The organism is Caballeronia cordobensis, assembly GCF_001544575.2.
Classification (GTDB): Bacteria; Pseudomonadota; Gammaproteobacteria; order Burkholderiales; family Burkholderiaceae; genus Caballeronia; species Caballeronia cordobensis.
Genome location: NZ_FCNY02000013.1, coordinates 1 through 21234, shown reverse-complemented (window position 1 = coordinate 21234; position 21234 = coordinate 1). Strand labels below are relative to the sequence as shown.

General features: G+C 63.2%; 21 protein-coding genes. 10 read left to right on the top strand and 11 right to left on the bottom strand.

All coding sequences use genetic code 11. The annotated features are described in order from the left end of the window. Positions 1 to 16 precede the first annotated feature (16 nt). From nuoK to AWB70_RS23940, 8 genes are all read left to right on the top strand, one after another. Entirely contained in the window at positions 17 to 322 is a 306-nt protein-coding gene (gene nuoK / locus AWB70_RS23975) for an NADH-quinone oxidoreductase subunit NuoK (protein ID WP_007588140.1), read from the top strand. 17 nt (positions 323 to 339) lie between these two features. Beyond that, complete coding sequence (gene nuoL / locus AWB70_RS23970) at positions 340 to 2406, top strand: NADH-quinone oxidoreductase subunit L (protein ID WP_053568417.1); 2067 nt, start codon at positions 340 to 342, stop codon at positions 2404 to 2406. A 13-nt stretch (positions 2407 to 2419) separates the two neighbouring features. Beyond that, complete coding sequence (locus AWB70_RS23965; RefSeq protein WP_014191751.1) at positions 2420 to 3919, top strand: NADH-quinone oxidoreductase subunit M; 1500 nt, start codon at positions 2420 to 2422, stop codon at positions 3917 to 3919. 25 nt (positions 3920 to 3944) lie between these two features. Next, positions 3945 to 5417: an NADH-quinone oxidoreductase subunit NuoN gene (gene nuoN / locus AWB70_RS23960; protein ID WP_045450779.1), complete on the top strand. Its 1473-nt coding sequence runs from the start codon at positions 3945 to 3947 to the stop codon at positions 5415 to 5417. Beyond that, positions 5417 to 5737 (top strand): DUF2818 family protein, encoded by a 321-nt coding sequence (locus AWB70_RS23955; protein WP_053568416.1) that lies wholly within the window; start codon positions 5417 to 5419, stop codon positions 5735 to 5737. Before nuoN ends, AWB70_RS23955 begins: the two co-directional genes overlap by 1 nt. Positions 5738 to 5785: 48 nt before the next feature. Beyond that, a complete protein-coding gene (locus AWB70_RS23950; protein WP_045450778.1) occupies positions 5786 to 6370 on the top strand; it encodes an NUDIX domain-containing protein in 585 nt (194 codons plus the stop codon). A gap of 203 nt (positions 6371 to 6573) precedes the next feature. Beyond that, entirely contained in the window at positions 6574 to 7038 is a 465-nt protein-coding gene (locus tag AWB70_RS23945) for a DUF1178 family protein (protein WP_053568415.1), read from the top strand. 115 nt (positions 7039 to 7153) lie between these two features. Beyond that, positions 7154 to 7615 (top strand): MaoC family dehydratase, encoded by a 462-nt coding sequence (locus AWB70_RS23940; RefSeq protein WP_014191746.1) that lies wholly within the window; start codon positions 7154 to 7156, stop codon positions 7613 to 7615. Here AWB70_RS23940 and AWB70_RS23935 read toward each other — a convergent pair. The 7 genes from AWB70_RS23935 to AWB70_RS23905 all read right to left on the bottom strand — a co-directional run bounded on the left by AWB70_RS23935 (position 7604) and on the right by AWB70_RS23905 (position 14795). Beyond that, a complete protein-coding gene (locus tag AWB70_RS23935; RefSeq protein ID WP_053568414.1) occupies positions 7604 to 8827 on the bottom strand; it encodes an acyl-CoA dehydrogenase family protein in 1224 nt (407 codons plus the stop codon). The two genes, AWB70_RS23940 and AWB70_RS23935, sit on opposite strands and share 12 nt — an antisense overlap. Then, positions 8824 to 9924, bottom strand: coding sequence for a phosphotransferase (locus AWB70_RS23930; protein WP_053568413.1), 1101 nt, complete (start codon positions 9922 to 9924; stop codon positions 8824 to 8826). Before AWB70_RS23930 ends, AWB70_RS23935 begins: the two co-directional genes overlap by 4 nt. 21 nt (positions 9925 to 9945) lie before the next feature. Then, a complete protein-coding gene (locus AWB70_RS23925) occupies positions 9946 to 10671 on the bottom strand; it encodes a histidine phosphatase family protein (protein WP_014191743.1) in 726 nt (241 codons plus the stop codon). A 7-nt stretch (positions 10672 to 10678) separates the two neighbouring features. Continuing rightward, entirely contained in the window at positions 10679 to 11467 is a 789-nt protein-coding gene (locus tag AWB70_RS23920) for an oxepin-CoA hydrolase, alternative type (RefSeq protein WP_045450773.1), read from the bottom strand. After that, on the bottom strand, positions 11464 to 13005 hold the full coding sequence (locus AWB70_RS23915; protein WP_053568412.1) for a 3-hydroxyacyl-CoA dehydrogenase: 1542 nt from the start codon (positions 13003 to 13005) through the stop codon (positions 11464 to 11466). The genes AWB70_RS23920 and AWB70_RS23915 overlap by 4 nt, the downstream gene beginning before the upstream one ends. 88 nt (positions 13006 to 13093) lie before the next feature. Next, positions 13094 to 14275, bottom strand: a complete 1182-nt coding sequence (locus tag AWB70_RS23910) for a pyridoxal phosphate-dependent aminotransferase (RefSeq protein WP_053568411.1) — start codon at positions 14273 to 14275, stop codon at positions 13094 to 13096. A 28-nt stretch (positions 14276 to 14303) separates the two neighbouring features. Further along, the gene (locus tag AWB70_RS23905; protein WP_053568410.1) at positions 14304 to 14795 is read right to left on the bottom strand and encodes a putative toxin-antitoxin system toxin component, PIN family; all 492 of its coding nucleotides are present in this window, start codon (positions 14793 to 14795) and stop codon (positions 14304 to 14306) included. Between the two features lie 56 nt (positions 14796 to 14851). Between AWB70_RS23905 and yaaA the strand changes: the two genes are divergently transcribed. Then, a complete protein-coding gene (gene yaaA, locus AWB70_RS23900; protein ID WP_014191738.1) occupies positions 14852 to 15631 on the top strand; it encodes a peroxide stress protein YaaA in 780 nt (259 codons plus the stop codon). 32 nt (positions 15632 to 15663) lie between these two features. Further along, entirely contained in the window at positions 15664 to 16824 is a 1161-nt protein-coding gene (locus tag AWB70_RS23895) for a M14 family metallopeptidase (protein ID WP_053568409.1), read from the top strand. A 118-nt stretch (positions 16825 to 16942) separates the two neighbouring features. Here AWB70_RS23895 and AWB70_RS23890 read toward each other — a convergent pair whose 3' ends face one another. From AWB70_RS23890 to AWB70_RS23875, 4 genes are all read right to left on the bottom strand, one after another. After that, positions 16943 to 17539, bottom strand: a complete 597-nt coding sequence (locus AWB70_RS23890; protein ID WP_053568408.1) for a BspC domain-containing protein — start codon at positions 17537 to 17539, stop codon at positions 16943 to 16945. Between the two features lie 148 nt (positions 17540 to 17687). After that, a complete protein-coding gene (locus AWB70_RS23885) occupies positions 17688 to 18362 on the bottom strand; it encodes an energy-coupling factor ABC transporter permease (RefSeq protein ID WP_014191735.1) in 675 nt (224 codons plus the stop codon). Between the two features lie 68 nt (positions 18363 to 18430). After that, a complete protein-coding gene (locus tag AWB70_RS23880; protein ID WP_053568407.1) occupies positions 18431 to 19240 on the bottom strand; it encodes a response regulator transcription factor in 810 nt (269 codons plus the stop codon). A 186-nt stretch (positions 19241 to 19426) separates the two neighbouring features. Next, a complete protein-coding gene (locus tag AWB70_RS23875) occupies positions 19427 to 20641 on the bottom strand; it encodes a DUF2863 family protein (RefSeq protein WP_053568406.1) in 1215 nt (404 codons plus the stop codon). Positions 20642 to 21234: the final 593 nt, after the last annotated feature.

Here is a 21234-nt window from a genome sequence, read left to right as displayed (position 1 = left end):
GAAGGAGAAATCGAATATGTTGAGTCTTGCCCATTACCTCGTGCTCGGTGCGATCCTCTTTGCGATCAGCATCGTCGGCATCTTCCTGAACCGCCGCAACGTCATCATCATCCTGATGGCGATCGAGCTGATGCTGCTCGCGGTGAACACCAATTTCGTCGCGTTCTCACACTATCTGGGCGATGTGCACGGCCAGATCTTCGTGTTCTTCGTGCTGACCGTGGCCGCGGCTGAAGCCGCGATCGGTCTCGCGATTCTCGTGACCCTGTTCCGTAGCCTCGACACGATCAACGTCGAGGACCTCGATCAGCTCAAAGGTTAATTTCAGGCAAGGCTGTTATGTCCACGACACTCAATGAAAACCTCCTGCTCGCGGTTCCGCTGGCGCCGCTGGCCGGCTGTCTGATCGCGGGGCTGTTCGCGAAGTGGGTAGGGCGCAAGGGCGCGCATCGCGTGACGATCCTCGGCGTCTTTATCTCGTTCATCCTCTCGGCGATCGTCTTCAACGACGTGATGCACGGCGCGAGCTTCAACGCGACCATCTACGAATGGATGAACGTCGGCCCGCTGAAGATGGAAGTCGGCTTCCTGGTCGACTCGCTCACCGCGATGATGATGGTCATCGTGACCTTCGTCTCGCTGATGGTGCACATCTACACGATCGGCTACATGGCGGACGAGGAAGTCGGCTACGAGCGCTTCTTCTCGTACATCTCGCTCTTCACGTTCTCGATGCTGATGCTCGTCATGAGCAACAACTTCCTGCAGCTGTTCTTCGGCTGGGAAGCGGTGGGTCTCGTGTCGTATCTGCTGATCGGTTTCTACTTCACGCGTGAAAGCGCGATCTACGCCAACATGAAGGCGTTCATCGTGAACCGCGTGGGCGACTTCGGCTTTCTGCTCGGCATCGGTTTGCTGCTCGCGTTCTCGGGCTCGCTGAACTACGGCGACGTGTTCGCGCAAGGCGACAAGCTCGCGGCGATGACCTTCCCCGGCACGGACTGGGGCCTCCTGACGGTCGCGTGCGTTTGCCTCTTCATCGGCGCGATGGGCAAGTCGGCGCAGTTCCCGCTGCACGTGTGGCTGCCCGACTCGATGGAAGGCCCGACGCCGATCTCCGCGCTGATTCACGCGGCAACGATGGTGACGGCCGGCATCTTCATGGTGACGCGCATGTCGCCGCTCTTCGAGCATTCGGATGCGGCGCTGTCGTTCGTGACGGTCATCGGCGCGATCACGGCGTTGTTCATGGGCTTCCTCGGCGTCGTGCAGAACGACATCAAGCGCGTGGTCGCGTACTCGACGCTCTCGCAGCTCGGCTACATGACGGTGGCGCTCGGCGTGTCGGCGTATCCGGTCGCCGTGTTCCACCTCGGCACGCACGCGTTCTTCAAGGCGCTGCTGTTCCTCGGCGCGGGCTCGGTCATCATCGGCATGCACCACGATCAGGACATGCGCAACATGGGCGGCCTGCGCAAGTACATGCCGATCACGTGGATCACCTCGCTGATCGGTTCGCTCGCGCTGATCGGCACGCCGTTCTTCTCGGGCTTCTACTCGAAGGATTCGATCATCGAGGCCGTGAAGTACTCGCATCTGGCGGGCTCGGGCTTCGCTTATTTCGCGGTGGTCGCGAGCGTGTTCGTCACGTCGCTGTACTCGTTCCGCATGTATTTCATGGTGTTCCACGGCGAAGAGCGCTTCCGCGGTCCGAAGCATCCCGACTCGCCGATGGGCCAGGCCGAAGCGCATGGTCACGGTCATGATTCACACGGTCACGACGATCACGGCCACGGTCACGCTCATGTGCCGCATGAGACGCCCTGGGTGGTGACGCTGCCGCTCGTGCTGCTCGCGATTCCGTCGATCATCATCGGCGCGATCATGATCGGCCCGATGATCTACGGCGACTTCTTCTCGCACGGCGTGGTGTTCGACAAGGTGATCTACATCGCCGAGAACCACGAAGGCCTGAAGGAAATGGCCGAAGAGTTCCACGGCTGGGTTGCGATGGCGCTGCACGGCATCATCACGCCGGGACCGGTGTGGCTCGCAGCGCTCGGCGTGATCGTCGCGTGGTTCTTCTACATGAAGCGCCCGGACCTGCCGGCAGTCGTGGCCCGCACGTTCCGCCCGATCTACGTGTTGCTCGACAACAAGTACTACTGCGACAAGATCAACGAAGTCGTGTTCGCGAAGGGCGCGGTCGCGATCGGCCGCGGTCTGTGGAAAGAGGGCGATGTGGTTGTCATCGACGGCATCGTCAACGGCAGTGCGCGGTTCATGGGCTGGTTCGCCGGTGTGATCCGCTTCCTTCAATCCGGTTACATCTATCACTACGCGTTCGCCATGATTATCGGCATGCTGGGGCTCTTGACCCTGTTTGTGACGCTCGGCGGCAAATAAGGCGAGGGGACCTATGCACTCTTTTCCGATTCTCAGTGTCGCGATCTGGCTGCCGATCGTTTTCGGTTTGCTGGTTCTCGCTGTAGGCAACGACCGCAATCCAGCGCCGGCGCGCTGGATTGCGCTGATCGGCTCGGTGCTCGGGCTGATCGTCACGATTCCGCTCATCACCGGCTTCGATACGTCGACGGCCGCGCTGCAATTCGTCGAATTGTCGCCGTGGATCGAGCGCTTCAATATCACGTATCACCTCGGCGTCGACGGCATTTCGATGTGGTTCGTCGTGCTGACCGCGCTCATCACGGTGGTCGTCGTGATCGCCGGCTGGGAAGTGATCACCGAGCGCGTGTCGCAGTACATGGCCGCGTTCCTGATCCTCTCGGGCATCATGATCGGCGTGTTCTCGACGGCGGACGGCCTGCTGTTCTACGTGTTCTTCGAAGCCACGCTCATCCCGATGTACATCATCATCGGCGTGTGGGGCGGCCCGAATCGCGTGTACGCGGCGTTCAAGTTCTTCCTGTACACGCTGGCCGGCTCGCTGCTGATGCTGGTCGCACTGCTGTACCTCTACACGCAGACGCACACGTTCGATCTCGCGACGTGGCAGGCCGCGAAGCTCGACATGACGCCGCAGGTGCTGCTCTTCATCGCGTTCTTCCTGGCGTTTGCCGTGAAGGTGCCGATGTTCCCGGTGCATACGTGGCTGCCGGACGCGCACGTGGAGGCGCCGACGGGCGGCTCGGTCGTGCTGGCCGCGATCATGCTGAAGCTCGGCGCGTACGGTTTCCTGCGCTTCTCGCTGCCGATCGCGCCGGACGCGAGCCATTTCCTCGCGCCCGTGGTCATCACGCTGTCGCTGATCGCGGTGATCTACATCGGGCTGGTCGCGATGGTGCAGACCGACATGAAGAAGCTCGTCGCGTATTCGTCGATCGCGCACATGGGCTTCGTCACGCTCGGCTTCTTCATGTTCGGCCCGTCGAGCCAGCTCGGCATGGAAGGCGCGATCATCCAGATGATCTCGCACGGCTTCGTGTCGGGCGCGATGTTCCTTTCCATCGGCGTGCTGTATGACCGCGTGCACTCGCGTCAGATCGCGGATTACGGCGGCGTCGTCAACACGATGCCGAAGTTCGCCGCGTTCGTGATGCTCTTTGCGATGGCCAACTGCGGCTTGCCGGGCACCTCGGGTTTCGTCGGCGAATTCATGGTGATTCTCGCGGCGGTGAAGTACAACTTCTGGATCGCGTTCCTCGCCACGTTCACGCTGATTCTCGGCGCGGCGTACACGCTGTGGATGTACAAGCGCGTTTATTTCGGCGCGGTCGCGAACGACCACGTCGCGAAGCTCGCGGACATCAACAAGCGCGAATTCCTGATGCTCGCCATCCTTGCGGTGTTCACGCTGTACATGGGCCTGCATCCGAAGCCTTTCACCGACGTGATGCACGAATCGGTGGCAAACCTGCTCTCCCACGTCGCGCAGTCCAAGCTGCCGCTGGCTCAGTAACGTCGTGAGGAGGAACTAAAAGATCATGCAAAACGCTCCCATGAGTATGTTGTGGCCCGACGCGATCCTGATGGCCGCGGTCGTCATCGCCTGGCTCAATGACACGGTTTTCGGCCCGAAGAGCCGCGGCACGACGTATCTGATCGCGCTCGTCTCGACGATCGTCGTTGGCGTCTGGTTCGCCTTCACCGCGCTCAATCCGACGCCGGCTTACTTCTTCACGCGCATGTATATCGTCGATCCGTTCGCGAGCGCGATGAAGGCGGTGGTCTGCCTCGGCTACGCGGTGTCGATCATCTACTCGAAGAAGTATCTCGAAGACCGCGACCTGTTCCGCGGCGACTTCTTCCTGCTCGGCCTGTTCTCGCTGCTCGGCCAGTGCGTGATGATTTCGGGCAACAACTTCCTCACGCTGTATCTCGGTCTCGAACTGATGTCGCTGTCGCTCTACGCGGTCATCGCGCTGCGCAAGGACGCGCCGCAGTCGAACGAATCGGCGATGAAGTATTACGTGCTCGGCGCGCTCGCTTCCGGTTTCCTGCTCTACGGCATCTCGATGCTCTACGGCGCGACCGGCTCGCTCGAACTGAACGAAGTGCTGAAGGCGGTGGCGTCCGGCCGCATCAACGACGCGGTCCTGCTCTTCGGCGTGATCTTCGTGGTCGCGGGCGTGGCGTTCAAGATGGGCGCGGTGCCGTTCCACATGTGGGTGCCCGACGTCTATCAAGGCGCACCGACCGCGATGACGCTGCTCACCGGCGGCGGCCCGAAGGTCGCGGCGTTCGCGTGGGGCCTGCGCTTCCTCGTGATGGGCCTGCTGCCGCTCGCGGTGGACTGGCAGGAGATGCTCGTGATCCTCGCGGCGCTGTCGCTGATCGTCGGCAACATCACGGGTATCGTGCAGAAGAACATCAAGCGGATGCTGGCTTACTCGGCCATCTCCAACATGGGCTTCGTGCTGCTCGGGCTTCTGGCCGGCGTCGTGAACGACAAGGTCGATGGCGCGGCGGGCGCATACAGCTCGGCGATGTTCTACAGCATCATCTATCTCGTCACGACGCTCGGCAGCTTCGGCGTGGTCATGCTGCTCGCACGCCGCGACTTCGAAGCCGAAATGCTCGAAGACTTCAAGGGCCTGAACCAGCGTAGCCCGGTGTTCGCGTTCGTCATGATGGTCATGATGTTCTCGCTCGCCGGCATTCCGCCGACGGTCGGCTTCTACGCGAAGCTCGCCGTGCTCGAAGCGACGATGAACGCGGGCCTCACGTGGCTTGCCGTGCTCGCCGTGATGACCTCGCTCGTGGGCGCGTTCTACTACCTGCGCGTCGTGAAGCTGATGTACTTCGATGCACCGACCGACGCATCGCCGATCGTCGCCGGCAGCCTGAACCGTTCGCTCCTCGCGTTCAATGGTCTTGCCGTGCTCGTGCTCGGCCTGGTGCCGGGTCCGCTGATGACGGCCTGCCTCACGGCGATCTCGCATACGCTGCCGCTGTAATGTCGGCGGCAGGCTGGTTCATCGTGCTGTTGGCGCTCGTTCTGGCCAACGTGCCGTTCCTGAATCAGCGCCTCTTCGCCGTCGTCCCGTTGCCGCTTCCGGCGCCCACGGGACACAAGGCGGCGAAGAAGAGCGCGTGGATTCGCATCGGCGAACTGATCGTCCTGTACTTCGTCGTCGGCGCGCTCGGCTTCATGCTCGAAGCGCGCGCCGGCAACCGGTTCGATCAGGAATGGCAGTTCTACGCCATTACCTTCAGTCTCTTCGTGGTGCTCGCCTTTCCGGGCTTCACGTTTCAGTATCTCGTCAAACGCCGCTAAGGGCTCGCGCCCTTGGCGGCTTGTTTGTTTCAAAGCACAGGGCTCAAGATGGCAGATCATTCCTCGATTCCCGGCACGGACGACGGCCTCATCGAAAAGAAGGTCGAGAGCGTCACGCTGCACGAAGGGAAATTTCTCACGCTCAAGTGCGATACCGTCGAGTTGCCCGACGGCAAGCACGCGACGCGCGAGTTCGTCGAGCATCCCGGCGCGGTGATGATCCTGCCGGTCTTCGACGACGGCCGCGTGCTGCTCGAACGCCAGTTCCGCTATCCGGTGGGCCGCGTGCTGTTGGAGTTTCCGGCAGGCAAGCTCGATCCGAACGAAGACGAACTCACGTGCGCGAAGCGCGAGCTTCAGGAGGAAACGGGCTACACGGCGCGTGAATGGACCTTCCTGACGCGCATTCACCCCGTGATTTCGTATTCGACGGAATTCATCGATATCTATCTTGCGCGCGGCCTCACTGCCGGCGATGCAAGACTCGACGAAGGCGAGTTTCTCGAAACCTTCATTGCCGACGAAGCGCAGTTGATGGACTGGGTGAAGGACGGCAGCATCAGCGACGTGAAGACGATCATCGGCGTGTTCTGGCTGGAGAAGATCCGCTCGGGCGCCTGGAAGCTCGACTAGAGCGCTCGTCGCAAGAACATGCACTCAGCGAAGGCGGCCTCGATGGCCGCTTTCGTCGTTTTTGCGCCACCAAAAGCGTCGTCAGGGCCGAGCGGCTAGAATGGATCTTTCACCTATTGACCGTGCCGTTCCATTTGTCCGACGTTGCGAACGACCGTTCAAAAATCTCGAATCTGAGATAAACTTCAACGAAGCCCATCAGCATGAAGGTCCTCGATTTAAAGTGCTCGCATGACCATCGGTTCGAAGGCTGGTTCGCCTCGACCGAAGAGTTCGAATCGCAGTTGTCGCGCAAGCTGGTCGCATGTCCGGTGTGCGCGGCGACCGATGTGAGCCGCATGCCGTCCGCGCCGCGCCTGAATCTGTCGTCGTCGCGAGGCGATGCTCCGCCAGCGCAACACGCGCCGACTGGAGCGCAGGCGGCGGCCGCGCCTGAAGCGGCCGCCTTGCAGGCGCGCGCGTTGAAGTTCATGCGCGAACTGATCGAGAAGACCGAAAACGTGGGCGACCGGTTTGCCGAAGAGGCGCGGCGCATTCACTACAACGAGGCGCCGGCGCGCAACATTCGCGGCGTCACGACGCCGGAAGATGCGCATGCCTTGCTCGAAGAAGGCATCGACGTGATGCCGTTGCCTGTTCCGGACGCATTGAAAGAGCCGCTGCAGTAACGCTTCCGCGCGGCTTCTCCACGGACTCCAGAGCGAGCCAGGACTGGAGACGCCGCGCACCGCCGTTCTCCATTTTTTCGTCGCCAACATTCGCCGTCACGGAAGGGAGAACCGCATGACCTACGCTTATGAAGATTTCGACATCGGCAGCGCGGTGACGCTGAGCGCGCACACGTTCACGCGCGAGGAGATCGTCGAATTCGCGACGCGTTACGATCCGCAGCCGTTTCATCTGTCGGACGCGGCGGGCGAAGCCTCGCATTTCGGCGGGCTGGTCGCGAGCGGCTGGAACACGTGTTCCGCGATGATGGGCATTCTCGTGCGCGACATGGTCGGCGATTCGACCTCGATGGGCTCGCCCGGCCTCGACAACATCCGCTGGATCAAACCCGTGCGCGTCGGCGACACGGTGCGGCTCACCGTGCGCGTGCTCGACAAGCGCGTGTCGAAGAGCAAGCCCGACCGCGGCATCGTGCAGACGCGCTGGGAGGCGCACAACCAGCGCGGCGAGCTCGTGCTGACGGTGGATTCCGCCGCGCTCTTCGGCCTGCGCAATCCGGATTCTTCAAGCGCCTGACGCGTACTTCCCGAGTTCGAGCTTCGCGATCGCATTGCGGTGCACTTCGTCGGGACCGTCGGCGAGACGCAGCGTGCGCGCCGATGCATACGCATACGCGAGCGGAAAATCGTCGCAGACGCCGCCCGCGCCGTGCGCCTGAATCGCCCAGTCGATGACCTGACACGCGACGTTCGGCGCAACCACCTTGATCATCGCGATCTCGCCGCGCGCGCCCTTGTTGCCGGCGGTGTCCATCATGTATGCGGCCTTGAGCGTCAGAAGCCGCGCCTGCTCGATCATGATGCGGGCTTCGGCGATGCGCTCCTGCGTCACGCCATGCTGTGCGATCGGCTTGCCGAATGCGACGCGCGCAAGCGTGCGCTTCGTCATCAGTTCGAGCGCGCGTTCCGCGAGACCGATCAGGCGCATGCAATGGTGAATGCGTCCGGGCCCGAGGCGCCCCTGCGCAATCTCGAAGCCGCGGCCCTCGCCGAGCAGCAGGTTCGCCGCGGGCACGCGCACGGTGTCGAGCGTGATGTCCATATGGCCGTGCGGCGCGTCGTCGTAACCGAAGACGTTCAAGGGACGATGCACCGTGATGCCGGGGGCATCGGCGGGCACGAAGATCATCGACTGTTGCGCATGCTTCGGCGCTTGCGTGTCGGTTTTACCCATCACGATATAGACCTTGCAGCGCGGATCGCCCGCGCCCGATGACCACCACTTGTGGCCGTCGATCACGTAGCTGTCGCCGTCGCGCGCGATGCTGCACCGGATGTTCGTCGCATCCGAAGAAGCGACTTCCGGTTCCGTCATCAGAAACGCCGAGCGGATCTCGCCGCGCAGCAGCGGTTCGAGCCATTGCGCCTTCTGCGCATCGGTGCCGTAGCGTTCGATGGTCTCCATGTTGCCGGTGTCCGGCGCGCTGCAATTGAACACTTCCGGCGCCCACGGCACGCGGCCCATGATTTCGCAGAGCGGCGCATATTCGAGATTCGCGAGACCCGCGCCGCGTTCCGATGACGGAAGAAAGAGATTCCACAAGCCATCGGCGCGCGCGCGTTCTTTCAGGCTTTCGATGAGGCGCGTCGGAACCCAGGCATTGCCCGATGCGCGGTTCGCGGCGATCTCGTCGGCATAGGCGCGCTCGTTCGGATAGATGTGCGCATCGAAGAAGGCGAGCAGCTTGTCGCGCAATGCCGCTACTTTGGGCGTGTAGTCGAAGTTCATGCCTGGCTCTCCACCTTTTGCGCGTACTGCCATGCGAGCTCGGCCATCGGACGCGCGCGCCTGCCCGCATCGATGGCTTGCGCGCTCGCGGCGGTGCCATCGACGACGCGCTTCATGATGCCTTGCAGAATCGCCGCGATGCGGAACATGTTGTAGGCGAGATAGAAGTTCCAGTCGCCTTCGATCGTGAAGCCCGTGCGCTCGCAATAGCGCTTCACGTAATCGCTTTCGTCCGGAATGCCGAGCGCGGCCCAGTCGAGTCCGGCGATGCCGCGAAACTGCGACGGATCGACATGCCACGCCATGCAGTGGTACGCGAAATCGGCGAGCGGATCGCCGAGCGTCGAGAGCTCCCAGTCGAGCACGGCGAGCACGCGCGGCTCGTGCGGATGAAAGATCAGGTTGTCGAGCCGGAAATCGCCATGCACGACGCTGACCTTCGCTTCGTGTGACACGGGAATGCGCCGCGGCAGCCACTCGATCAGACGCTGCATCGCGTCGATCTTTTCCGTTTCCGAGGCGATGTACTGCTTGCTCCATCGCCCGATCTGACGCTCGAAGTAATTGCCCGGCTTGCCATACGTCGACAGGCCGGCGGCGTTGACATCGACGGTATGAAGCGCGGCGATCACGCGATTCGTTTCGTCGTAGATCGCCGCGCGTTCGGCGGGCGTCATGCCGGGCAGCGAGGGATCCCACAGCACGCGGCCCTGCACGAACTCCATCACATAGAAGGCGCGGCCGATCACGCTTTCGTCCTCGCACAGCGCGAGCATGCGCGCGACGGGCACATCGGTCGGGGCGAGGGCGTCCATCACGCGATACTCGCGCTCGATCGCGTGCGCGGAGGGCAACAGCTTTGCCGCGGGGCCGGGCTTCGCGCGCATCACGTAGCTGCGGCCGGGCGTGACCAGCTTGAACGTCGGATTCGACTGGCCGCCCGCGAATTGCTCGATGCTCAAGGGGCCGTCGAAGCCATCGACATTCGCCGCGAGCCATGAGGTCAGCGCGCCGGTATCGAAGCGCTGTGTGTCCTGCACGGGGCGCGTGCCTTCGAACGCGGCGAAATCGGACGTCTGTGTCTCGTTGTTTTGCATCGTCTCCTCCAGGCGGCTTGGTCAGGACATGCCGCCGGCCTTGTAGCGCACGAATTGAGCGTAGAGCAGTTCCATCGTCGTGTTGCGCACGCCGGCGTGAAGCGGCGAGGGCGGTGAATGATTGATCGCGTGCACGACCCAGTCGCCGGGTTTGTCGCCCACATCGAGCGCGTTGATGCAGCCCGTCGCCTGCGACAGATGCCCGAAAAACGCTCGCCCGCCCGCCGTGATCGCATGCGAGAGCAGCGCGCGGTTGACGCCGCCGTGCAGCACGAGCAGCACCGTGTCCCACGAACGGTCTTCACGCAGGCGCGCGATCGCGGGCAGCGCGCGATCGAGCAACTCGCCGATGGTCTCGCCGCCGAGAAACCGCGTCTCTTCCGCCACGACGCCATCGAACACCGAGAGGAACGCGCGCTCGATGTCCGACACCGTGAGGTCCTTGAGCTTGCCGCCGCGAATCTCCTGCCATTCGGGCCACGTTTCGATGTCGATGCGCTGTCCCGTCGCTTCGAGCACGCGTTGCGCGGTTTCGATCGTGCGCGGCAGGCCGCTTGCGATCACGCGATCGAAGCGCACGTTCTGCGCGGCGAACTCGCGTCCCGCCGCGCTCGCTTCCTCGCGGCCTTGCTCGTTGAGCGGCACGCTTTCGGGATCGATCGCGCGGCCGCTATCGTCGAAATAAGTGACGTCGCCATGCCGCATCAGGAAGATGCGCCGGCGCTTCGGCAGTTCGTAATGGGCCATGTGTGCTCTATCGATAGTTCGGCTGGCGTTTCTCCAGAAACGCGCTGATGCCTTCGAGCGCGTCGCCGTGATGGAGCGCATCGACGAAGCTGTCGCGCTCCATGTCGAGATGCGCGGCGAGCGGCTGCACGTCGGCGGCGTTGATGAGCGACTTGATGCGCGCCATCGCTTTGGGCGACACGCTGCCGAGATCGTCGGCCCACGCAATGGCCGCATCGAGCGCGATGCCTTTTTTCGTCAGCCGGTTCACGACGCCGACTTCATGCAGCCGCGATGCGCCGATCGGCTTCGCTTCGAGCAGCACTTCGCTCGCGAGCGTGCGCGGCACCGCGCGCGCGAGCAGCCACGATGCGCCGCCATCCGGCGTGAGGCCGACGCGCGCATACGACATGACGAACTTCGCGTCATCGGCGGCGACGATCAGATCGCAGGCGAGCGCGAGCGAAAAGCCCGCACCGGCCGCCGCGCCTTCGACGGCGGCGATCACCGGTTTGGTCGAAGCGCGCAGCGCGCTGATCCATTCGCCGAGCAGATCGATGCTGTCGCCTTGCACCGACGGATCTTTCGCGCGGTTTTCCAGCAGGCGATTCAGGTTGCCGCCCGCGCAGAAGAAGTTGTCGGCGCCCGTCAGCACGATCGCGCGCACGCTGTTGTCGCGCTCGGCGGTGTTGAGCGCTTCGATGCCCGCCGCGTACATGTCCGGATGCAGCGCGTTGCGCGCGCCGGGATTGGAGAGCTTGAGAACGAGCGTGGTGTCGCTGCCCGCGGGACGGTCTGTCAGTAGTTCGGCGCTCATCTGAGCTCCTCGGTATGGGTAAGCGAAAGTCCGAGCTGCGCGCGGCGCGTGAGCCAAGGCGTCGGCCGGTAGCGCGGATCGCCGAGCACGGCGGTCATGTTGCGCAGGATCGTGAGAATCGTCGGCGCGCCGAGCGTGTCGCCGAGCGCGAGCGGGCCGTGCGGATAACCGAGGCCGAGCATCACGGCGAGATCGATATCTTCGGGCGTCGCGATGCCCTGCTGCGCGATATCGCAGCCGATGTTCACGATCGTCGCCACGACGCGTTGCGCGACGAAACCGGCCGAATCGCGGATCACGGTGACGGGCACGCCGTCGAAGGCGAAGAGGGCGTGCGCGGCGTCGCGCATCGCGGGCGTGGTCGCGGGCGTCGTCATGATGGTGCGCCGCGCGACGGTATCGAGCGGGAAGAGCGTATCGACGGCGACGACGCGCGTCGCGTCGAGATGCTCGTTGACGGCGGCGGTCGTCGCATCGAGGCCGAGCGGTGTCACGATGATCAGCGAATCCGGCTCGGGCGTGTGACCGCCGTCGATATGCACCGAGCAGTCGCAGCGGGCGATCAGCTTCAGCACGTCCTCGCGACCGGCGTGCGATGCGCGGCTGATCCACACGCGCGTCGGCAGTTGCGTGGGCGCGGCGGGCTCGGGCGGCACTTCCTGCTTGCCGTCGACATAGCGGTAAAACCCTTCGCCCGCCTTGCGCCCGATGAGCCCGCCCGCGAGCCGCGTGCCCGTGATCGGCGACGGCTTGAAGCGCGGCTCTTCATAAAACTGGTGATAGATCGATTCCATCACCGGATGCGAGACGTCGAGCGCGGTGAGATCGAGCAGCTCGAACGGCCCGAGGCGAAAGCCCGCTTGTTCGCGCATGATGCGGTCGATGTCCGCGAAACTCGCGATGCCTTCGCTCGCCACGCGCAGGCCTTCGGTGTTCATGCCGCGCCCGGCGTGATTGACGATGAAGCCCGGCATGTCCTTCGCGCGCACCGGCGTGTGGCCCATGCGGCGCGCGAGGTCCATCAGGGCATTGCCGGCGCGCGGGTCGCCGCGCAGTCCGTCGATGACTTCGACGACGCGCATCAGCGGCACGGGGTTGAAGAAGTGAAAGCCCGCGACGCGTTCCGGATGCGCGCAGCCCGCGGCGATCGCGGTGATCGACAGCGACGACGTATTCGACGCGAGCACGCAATGCTCGCCGACCACCGCTTCGAGCTCGCGGAACAGTTCGCGCTTGATGTCGAGATTCTCGACGATCGCCTCGACGATGGCGTCGCAATCGGACAGTTCGCTTTTGTCGCCCGCATCGCGAATGCGCGCGAGCGCCGCGTGCGCGTCCGCTTCCTTGAGCTTGCCCTTCGCGGTGAGTTTCGCAAACGTCTCGGCGAGATACGCGCACGCGGCGGCGAGCGCGTTCGGGTTCGTATCGTAGAGGCGCACGTCGAGCCCGGCGAGCGCCGCGATCTGCGCGATGCCGCGCCCCATCGCACCGCTGCCGACGATACCGAGCGTCTCGATCCTGTATTCGTGCTGACTCATGATGCGGCTCTGCTCCTCAAAAGGATGGGACGCGCGCGGTGTGCGCGCGTCCCGGCGGTGAACCGATCCGGCGAGACGCGCCGTTGCGTTAGAGCTTGGCGAGACGGTCGAGCGCGAGCGCGAGCGTCTCTTCCTTCTTCGCGAAGCAAAAGCGCACGACGCCCGATTCATGGCTCTCGTGATAGAACGCGGAGACCGGAATCGCGGCCACGCCGATCTCGCTCGTGAGCCATTGCGAGAATTCGGCCTCGGGCATGTCGCTGATCTTCGAGTAATCGACGCACTGGAAATACGTGCCTTCGGACGGCAACAGCGAGAAGCGCGTCTTCGCCAGGCCCGCGCGGAAGAAGTCGCGCTTCTTCTGATAGAAGGCGGGCAGCTCCAGATACGGCTTCGGGTCTTCGAGGTAATGCGCGAGCCCGATCTGCATGGGCGTGTTCACCGTGAACACGTTGAACTGATGCACCTTGCGGAATTCGGCGCTCAGCGCGGCGGGCGCGGCCACGTAGCCCACTTTCCAGCCGGTCACGTGGAAGGTCTTGCCGAAGCTCGACACCACGAAGCTGCGTTTGGCGAGTTCCGGATAGCGCGCGACGCTTTCGTGCGGCGCGCCGTCGTAGACCATGTGCTCGTAGACTTCGTCGGAGACGATCAGCACGTTGGTGCCGCGCACGATCTCTTCGAGCTTCTTCATGTCGTCCGCATGCCACACGCGGCCGGTCGGATTGTGCGGCGTGTTGATCATCAGAAGGCGCGTCTTCGGCGTGATCGCGGCGGCGATCTTGTCGAACGGCAGCGCGTAATCCGGCGCTTCGAGCGACACGAACACCGGCTTGCCGCCCGCGAGCTCGATCGACGGCACGTAGCTGTCGTACATCGGCTCGATCACGATGACTTCATCGCCCGGATGCACGCAGCACAGAATGGCCGTGAGCAGGGCCTGCGTTGCGCCGGCGGTCACGGTGATTTCGGTGTCGGGGTTGTACGCGCGGCCATAGAGCGCGTCGATCTTGCGTGCGATCGCATGGCGCAAGGGCGTGGCGCCCGCCATCGGCGGATATTGATTGTGGCCTTCGCGCATCGCGTTTGCGACGGCATCGACGATGCGCGCGTCGCAATCGAAATCGGGGAAACCCTGACCGAGATTCACGGCGCCTTTTTGCGTCGCGAGCGCGCTCATCACGGTGAAGATGGTCGTGCCCACATCGGGCAGACGCGACGGGAAAGAAAGCTCGGGCGGTGTCGGCGGCAATTCGTGCGTGGCGTTCATGGTCGTGTGGGCGAAAAGTGGCACGCGGTTATTTTAAGACAGCGTCAGCCGATGCCGTGGTCGCGTCGAGTTCGACGACGAACGGCCTGGGCTCGGCGATGCGAAACGCGAAGTCGCGCGCGATGCGCCGCGCGAGCTTCAGCACGGCGCGGTCTTTCGACACGAGCCAGGCGGCGCCCGACGCGTGCGCGAGTTCCAGGAACTTCTGATCGTCGCGGTCTTTGCATTTCGGTAACGGGCGTTCGCTTTCATCGAGCGTCGCGGCGACGAGCGTCGACAGGCGCGCAACCGTCGCGAGCGCAGCGGCTTTATCGACTTCCATGCGCACGAACTGCGGATAGTCGAGCACGTGCGTGATCTCCCTCAAGCAGCGCTCGTCGATCAGCGCTTCGAGCGTGCGGGCAACGAGGGCAGCGTGAATCGGGCGCGTGGCGGGGTCGTCGAACACGAGGATGTCGATCCACACATTCGAATCGAGCACCACGCGCATCGGTGGCGGCGGCGCGGCGGAATTGTCCATTCGATACAATCGGGGGTTTATGCCAATGATCGCCGGCGGCGTGCCGGCGAGCCTCCATGATAATCGTTCTCTCGCCCGCCAAATCGCTCGACTACGAGACGCCCCCTCATATCAAGAAGCACACGCTGCCGCAATTCGTCGATGACGCCGCCGAGCTGATCGAGGGCCTGCGCGAACTCTCGCCGCAGCAGATCGGCGGCATGATGAGCATTTCCGATCAACTGGCGGCGCTGAATTTCCAGCGCTACGCCGACTGGTCGACGACGTTCGATGCGAGCAACGCCAAGCAAGCGGTGCTGGCGTTCAACGGCGACGTGTACGAAGGCTTCGCCGCGAAGACGCTCTCGGCGAGCGATCTCGATTTCGCGCAGAGCCACGTGCGCGTATTGTCGGGGCTGTATGGCCTGTTGCGGCCGCTCGATCTGCTGCAGCCGTACCGGCTCGAAATGGGCACGCGATTTCCGAACGCGCGCGGCAAGGATCTGTACGCGTTCTGGGGAGACCGCATCACGGCGGCGCTCAACGAGCAACTCAAGAAGCAGCGCGGCGCGCGCGTGCTGGTGAATTGCGCGTCGGAGGAATATTTCAAGTCCGTCAAGCCGAAGCTGCTCACCGCGCCCGTCATCTCGCCGGTGTTCGAAGACTGGAAGGGCGGGCGTTACAAGATCATCAGCTTTCACGCGAAGCGGGCGCGCGGCCTGATGGCGCGTTATGCGGTCGAGAACCGCATCGACGAGCCGCAGGCGCTCAAAGGCTTCGACAGCGAAGGCTACACGTTCGATGCGAAAGCGTCGAACGACACGACATACGTATTTCGACGCCGCGTCGCGGAATGAGACCCGCACGGCAAGCACGCAAGGAACTGCACATGAGCCTCTCCATCTCCAGCAACTTCGACGCGGGCGCGATCGAAGTCATCAGCGCCGACGATCCCGCGGACATCCGTCTGCGCGTGCGCCCCGACTCGCACGCCGATTTCGCGCAATGGTTTTACTTCCGCGTGTCCGGCGCGCGCGGCGAACGTCTCGTGATGACCTTCGAGAACGCGGCGCAGTGCGCGTTTCCCGAAGGCTGGCGCGACTATGAAGCGGTCGCGAGCTACGACCGCGTGAACTGGTTCCGCGTATCGACCGAGTACGACGGCCAGGTGATGAAGATCGATCACACGCCGGACTTCGACCGTATCTACTACGCGTACTTCGAGCCGTACAGCGAGGAACGTCATTCGGAATTTCTCGGCGCGGTCCAGCAGATGCCGCTCGCGACGCTGACCGAACTCGGCAGCACGGTGCAGGGCCGGCCGATGTCGGTGCTCTCGCTCGGCATACCGGATTTTGGCGACGCCGAGCCGAAGAAGAAAGTCTGGATCATCGCGCGCCAGCATCCCGGCGAGACGATGGCGGAATGGTTCGTCGAAGGACTCGTGAAGCGGCTCGCGGGCTTTGGCGACTGGGCGGGCGACCCGGTTGCGCGCGCGCTTTTCGATCGCGCGATCTTTCATATCGTGCCGAACATGAATCCCGACGGCAGCGTGCTCGGCAACCTGCGTACCAACGCGGCGGGCGCGAACCTGAATCGCGAATGGATGGAACCGAGCGCCGAGCGCAGCCCGGAGGTGCTTGCCGTGCGGGAGGCCATCGAGGAGACTGGCTGCGACCTGTTCTTCGATATCCACGGCGATGAAGCCATTCCGTATGTGTTCGTCGCGGGTTCGGAGATGTTGCCGGGCTTCACCGAGCAGCAGGCGAAGGAGCAGAAGGCGTTCGTCGATTTCTTCAAGCAGGCGAGCCCGGATTTCCAGACCGTGTACGGCTACGAGTCGAGCAAGTATCAGACGGATGCGCTCAAGCTCGCGTCGAAGTACATCGGCAACGAGTACAAGTGCCTTTCGCTCACGCTGGAGATGCCGTTCAAGGACAACGCCAATCTGCCGGATGAGAGCGTCGGCTGGAACGGCGCGCGCAGCGCGGCGCTCGGCGCGTCGATGCTTCAGGCGATCCTGTGGCATCTCCAGTCGTTCGACGCCTGAAGGCCGGCGACTTTCGGGGCATGTGCTTTCGGGGCATGTGAAAAGGGCGTGGCCGCTTCGTGCGGCCACGCCCTTTTTCGCGATGTCTTGCGCGCGGATTTGCGCGGATAAGCAGCGGTCAGTGCTTCTTGGTTGCCTTCTTCGTCGACTTGGTCGAAGACTTCGACGTGCTTTTGGCCGCGCTCTTCGTCTTGCCCGATGACGCCGTGCTCTTCGCGCCATGCTTGCCCTTCGTGCTGCGCGCCGGATGCGGCTCGGCGCGTGCGCGCAGCGGCGGCACGGGATCGTTCCAGCCGAAGGCGAGCATCTGACTGCCCACATAGCCGCAGCGGAACTTGAGCGGCGTGGGATCGCGCTCGCCGCTTTTCGGCATGCCCTGACCTTCGACGGTCACGACGTTGTCCACCTTGATTCGCTGCTTCTTCTCGTCGAACGAATCGTTCCACGCTTCGATGCTGGAATGAGCGGCGTCGAACGAGGTGGCCGGAAACTCGACGCGATCGAAGGCCGAAGATGTGCTGGCGATGAAGTTGCCGTGCGCGGCGCAATCGGCGATGAGCGGATTGGCCTGGAAGTCGATGACGAAGTGGTGAATCAGTTCATTGCGCTCGTCGAGCGAATCGGCAAAAGCGGACACCGCGCATGCCAACGATGCGCATACCGCCAACCGGCCGACGAGCCGCAATAGCCGGCGCGGTGCGTAGTTACTTTCCATCAAGTCTGGGCGCTAAGAAGACACGGGCAAGTAAGATGCGCCGTGTAGGGGAGGAGTTCAATCTTATCGTACTTTGCGCGCATGCCGATGGCCGGAAATCCGATAACCGGCGATGCCCGCGACGATGGCGCGCTTCGATTCGCGAAAACTAGACGCGCGGACCGCGATCGAGGCGATACCGGCGCACGTCATAAGTGGTGATCCACGCGGGCTTGTACACCGTGATCAGAATGATGAGCAGGCCGGTGAAGAGCGCTTCGCCCGCACCGAGCAAGAGGGAGCCGCGCGTAAATGCCGCAGGAATCACGACCGGTCCTCCCGCGAGCGCCATCTCGAGCAGCACGGTCGCGCCGCATGCCGCCGCGACCGCAGCCGCCGATGTGATGAAGCCGTGCCCGGCGATGAACGTAAAGAGGTTGCGCGGCAACAGGACGTTGCTCAGGCGTTGCAGAAGGGTGGAGACCGCAACCGGCAGCGCGCCGAAGAGGATGTACGTGGTCGCAACCGAGAGCCATGAAGCGTCGAGCACGACGGCGGCGAGTCCCGTGGTCGCAGCCGTGCCGATGAGCGCGAGCCGCCAGTCGAACAGCGTGACCATGAGCGTCGCGCCGAGCAGATGAATCACGGGTCCGTCGTCGAACCATGCGTTGCATGCCCACAGCACCGAAACCGCGACGATGATGCCGAGCCACACATTCTGCAAGGTGGCGTCCTGCAGGCGCGCGAAGGGGCGCTGCAGCAGCGCGGGCGCGAGCAGTCCCGCGGCGACGATCCAGCTGCCGACGGTAAGCCAAAGCGGTAGCGGTGTGTAGAAGAACCCCATGCCTTGCATATTACTCGTTGCGCGTAAAACGTGTGCGCAAAGGACGGACCCGTTTGCCTCGTTTGTTGCTAGAACGTCGCTTCCGGCTCAGCGGCCATCGGGAGCGGGGCCGCGTCGTTGTCGAGAAGCGACGGATAACGGGTCTTGGGCCTGCGCAGCGGAATGATTCCCGGCTCGCCCGATATCACGCGCCTCGATCTCTCGTTGCCGCTGCGCAGGATTTCGAGGTGCGAGTTCTGCACGCCGTTGTAAATCGCGACCGCGGCGGCCCGATTCGCCGCGCCCAATTGCTGGAAGATACTCGCAAGGTGAATCTTCACCGTGCCTTCGCTGATGCCCAGCGTCTTTGCAATCACCTTGTTCGTGCTGCCCATGTGTACGCAGCGCATGATCTGCTGCTGCCGGGGCGATAAGGTCGGAAGAAGGCGAGTCGTGCGCGGAAGCCTCGAGACGCCTTGTGCACGGCGCGCGGCGAGTTCGAGCGTCAGCTCCGGATCGACGACGTCGGAGGGGATGTAATGGCCACCGAGCAGGACCATCTCCAGCGCGCGAAGGATCAGGATGGGGTCGAGCGCGCGAGGAATGACGCCCATTGCGCCGGCATTCAGAAGCGCATAGACCAGCGCCGCGCCGCAGCGGTCGACCATGATGGACGCGGGTACGCGGGGCGCTTCGTCGAGCAGGTTCTGCAAGTCGCCGAGGCGCAGGTTGGGGGCCCAGTCGACCACGATCATGTCTGGGGTGGAGCGTTTCAAGGCGGTGCGGGCTTGTCTCCAGTCCTTCGCCTCGGTGAATTGCGCCTGGCGCGCAATACGGCGCAGCAATGTTTTAAGGCCCGCCCGGCGCTCCGCGTCGGCACCAATAATGTTGATTATCATGCTTTACCTCTTGTCAATACACCCGTAGCCAACGGCTTCGGGACTTCATGCCGCCAGAGTTGCCGGCGGCAATAGCTATATTGACAAATTTCCGGTGATTCGGCCCCCTATCCGAACGGCATAGGCATAAATACACAAAACCCCGCGCGAAGGCGGGGTTGGTTGCTTTTGAGCAGTCTTACGGACTCAGTGAAAATGAGGCTGCGCGGGCTCGGCGTCTTCGGGCATCTCGGCATGGACGATCTCGCCCAGCGGATCGGCATAAAGCGGCACGCCGCAGTCGTCGCAGAACTCCGGCTCGAAGCGTCCGGCGTGACGGCGCACATCGGAGACGCCTGCCTTCTTCAGCAATTCGACGATCTCTTCGACCGGGCCGTTGGCGCCTTCGAGATCGACCGCATCCTCTTCCATGCCCATTTCGCCGTTTTCACGTCCGTAAAGCGGCCACACGACGCCATAGATCACGTCGTTGCTGCCGCGCCGCGTGAAGCCGATGCGATATTCGTCGATGCGCCGCTCGCCGAAACCGGCGATGACCGCGCGCAGATCCTGCGGCGCGGTGCCGAGCGTGTCGAACAGATATCGCACGGCGGTGCGCACGGTGTGCGGGCGAACCTGTTCGTCCGCGTCGCGGCAGGCCGAATAGTAGGCGTCGGGAAGCAGGCACTCAAATTCGCAGCCGGGCAGGATGGCGGCGAAGCTCGGCCCGCCTTGCGCGGCCCACTGCTCAAGACATTGACTTCGTTCGACGCGGCCGCCGTTTTCGTCTTCCTGCCATCGGAACAAGGCCCCGCCCGCCGGCACGACGACCAGCGCCAGCAGGAATCGCGGGTCGGCGAGAATCGGCGAGGTCTCGGGGAGATCGGCCAGGTTCAGGCGCGCGGCGTTGCCGGTCAGGACGGTTTGCAGCAACTGTTGCGCGAGGCGCGCCGTGTCGACGTGGTGGCGCGGCAACTGATCGATGCTGTAGAGATAAGGCGCGATCGCCACGCGCGCGCCCGCGGCCAGGACGTGCGCCTGCATCTGCGTGCGCAGCGCGTCGACGGCATCGCCCTTGAGCGCGCCCGAGGGGATCGCGTAGCGCGTCCACGCGAGCACGGGCGCCGCCATGAGCAACGCTTCGTGAGGCGCACCGTCGATGTCGATCCTGAACGACTCGCTGTGCGTCTCGGCCATGTCGGCGAGCGCCCCGTAGGCATCGGGATGATTCTGCTGCAGATGGTCGAGCGCGGCGTCGAGCGTCGTCTGGTTACCGTTGCGCACGAGCTTGGCGATGAGGGTGTCGAGGCGCGCTTCCCAGAAGCGGTCCTCGACACGGCTGCCGGACGCGAAGAGCGAGAGAGAGAGGCTGACGAGCTTGTCGGCATCCGGGGGAATACGTTTTGCGATTCGCGAGCGCATATCGATACGAGAGTTATTGGTGCGGTGAACCTTTGATTGTAGTCGCTCCGCGCGCGCTTTTACCGTATGGCGCTGCAGCAGGGCCAACTGCCGTACGGGATCGCGTTCTTGGAAGGATCGAAAGTTATTTTTCCATACCCCTTGCGGAGGCTCGAATCACTCACTAGAATTCCGTTCCTTCGCGATTCGATGAACGCGAAGGGAGCGGGAGAGCGGTATCGGTTGGTGTGCCTTGTAGTGGTTTGAGGCGCAGTCAGTCAGCGAGAAAACTTCGAAATTCTTGTTGACAGTAACCGAAGCGGTGTTCATAATCTCGTTTCTCTGCTGCAGACAACGCAGCGACGCAAGACGGTGGTGAGGTTGGATGTCTTGCGATGTGCTCTTTAAAAACTAACAGCCGATAAGTGTGGGCGCTTGATAGCGAGTGCGGCTGGTCTTTCGGGATCAGTCATAGCAAAAGTATCAAGAGTCTCACACGAAGTATCAGAGGAAGGTTTTTCTGTTTTAGAACAGGATAATCATCGTCAGTACGTTGAGTGAGCGACCGGTTCTTAACGGAACCGAAAACAGTAACAGGTTTGAACTGAAGAGTT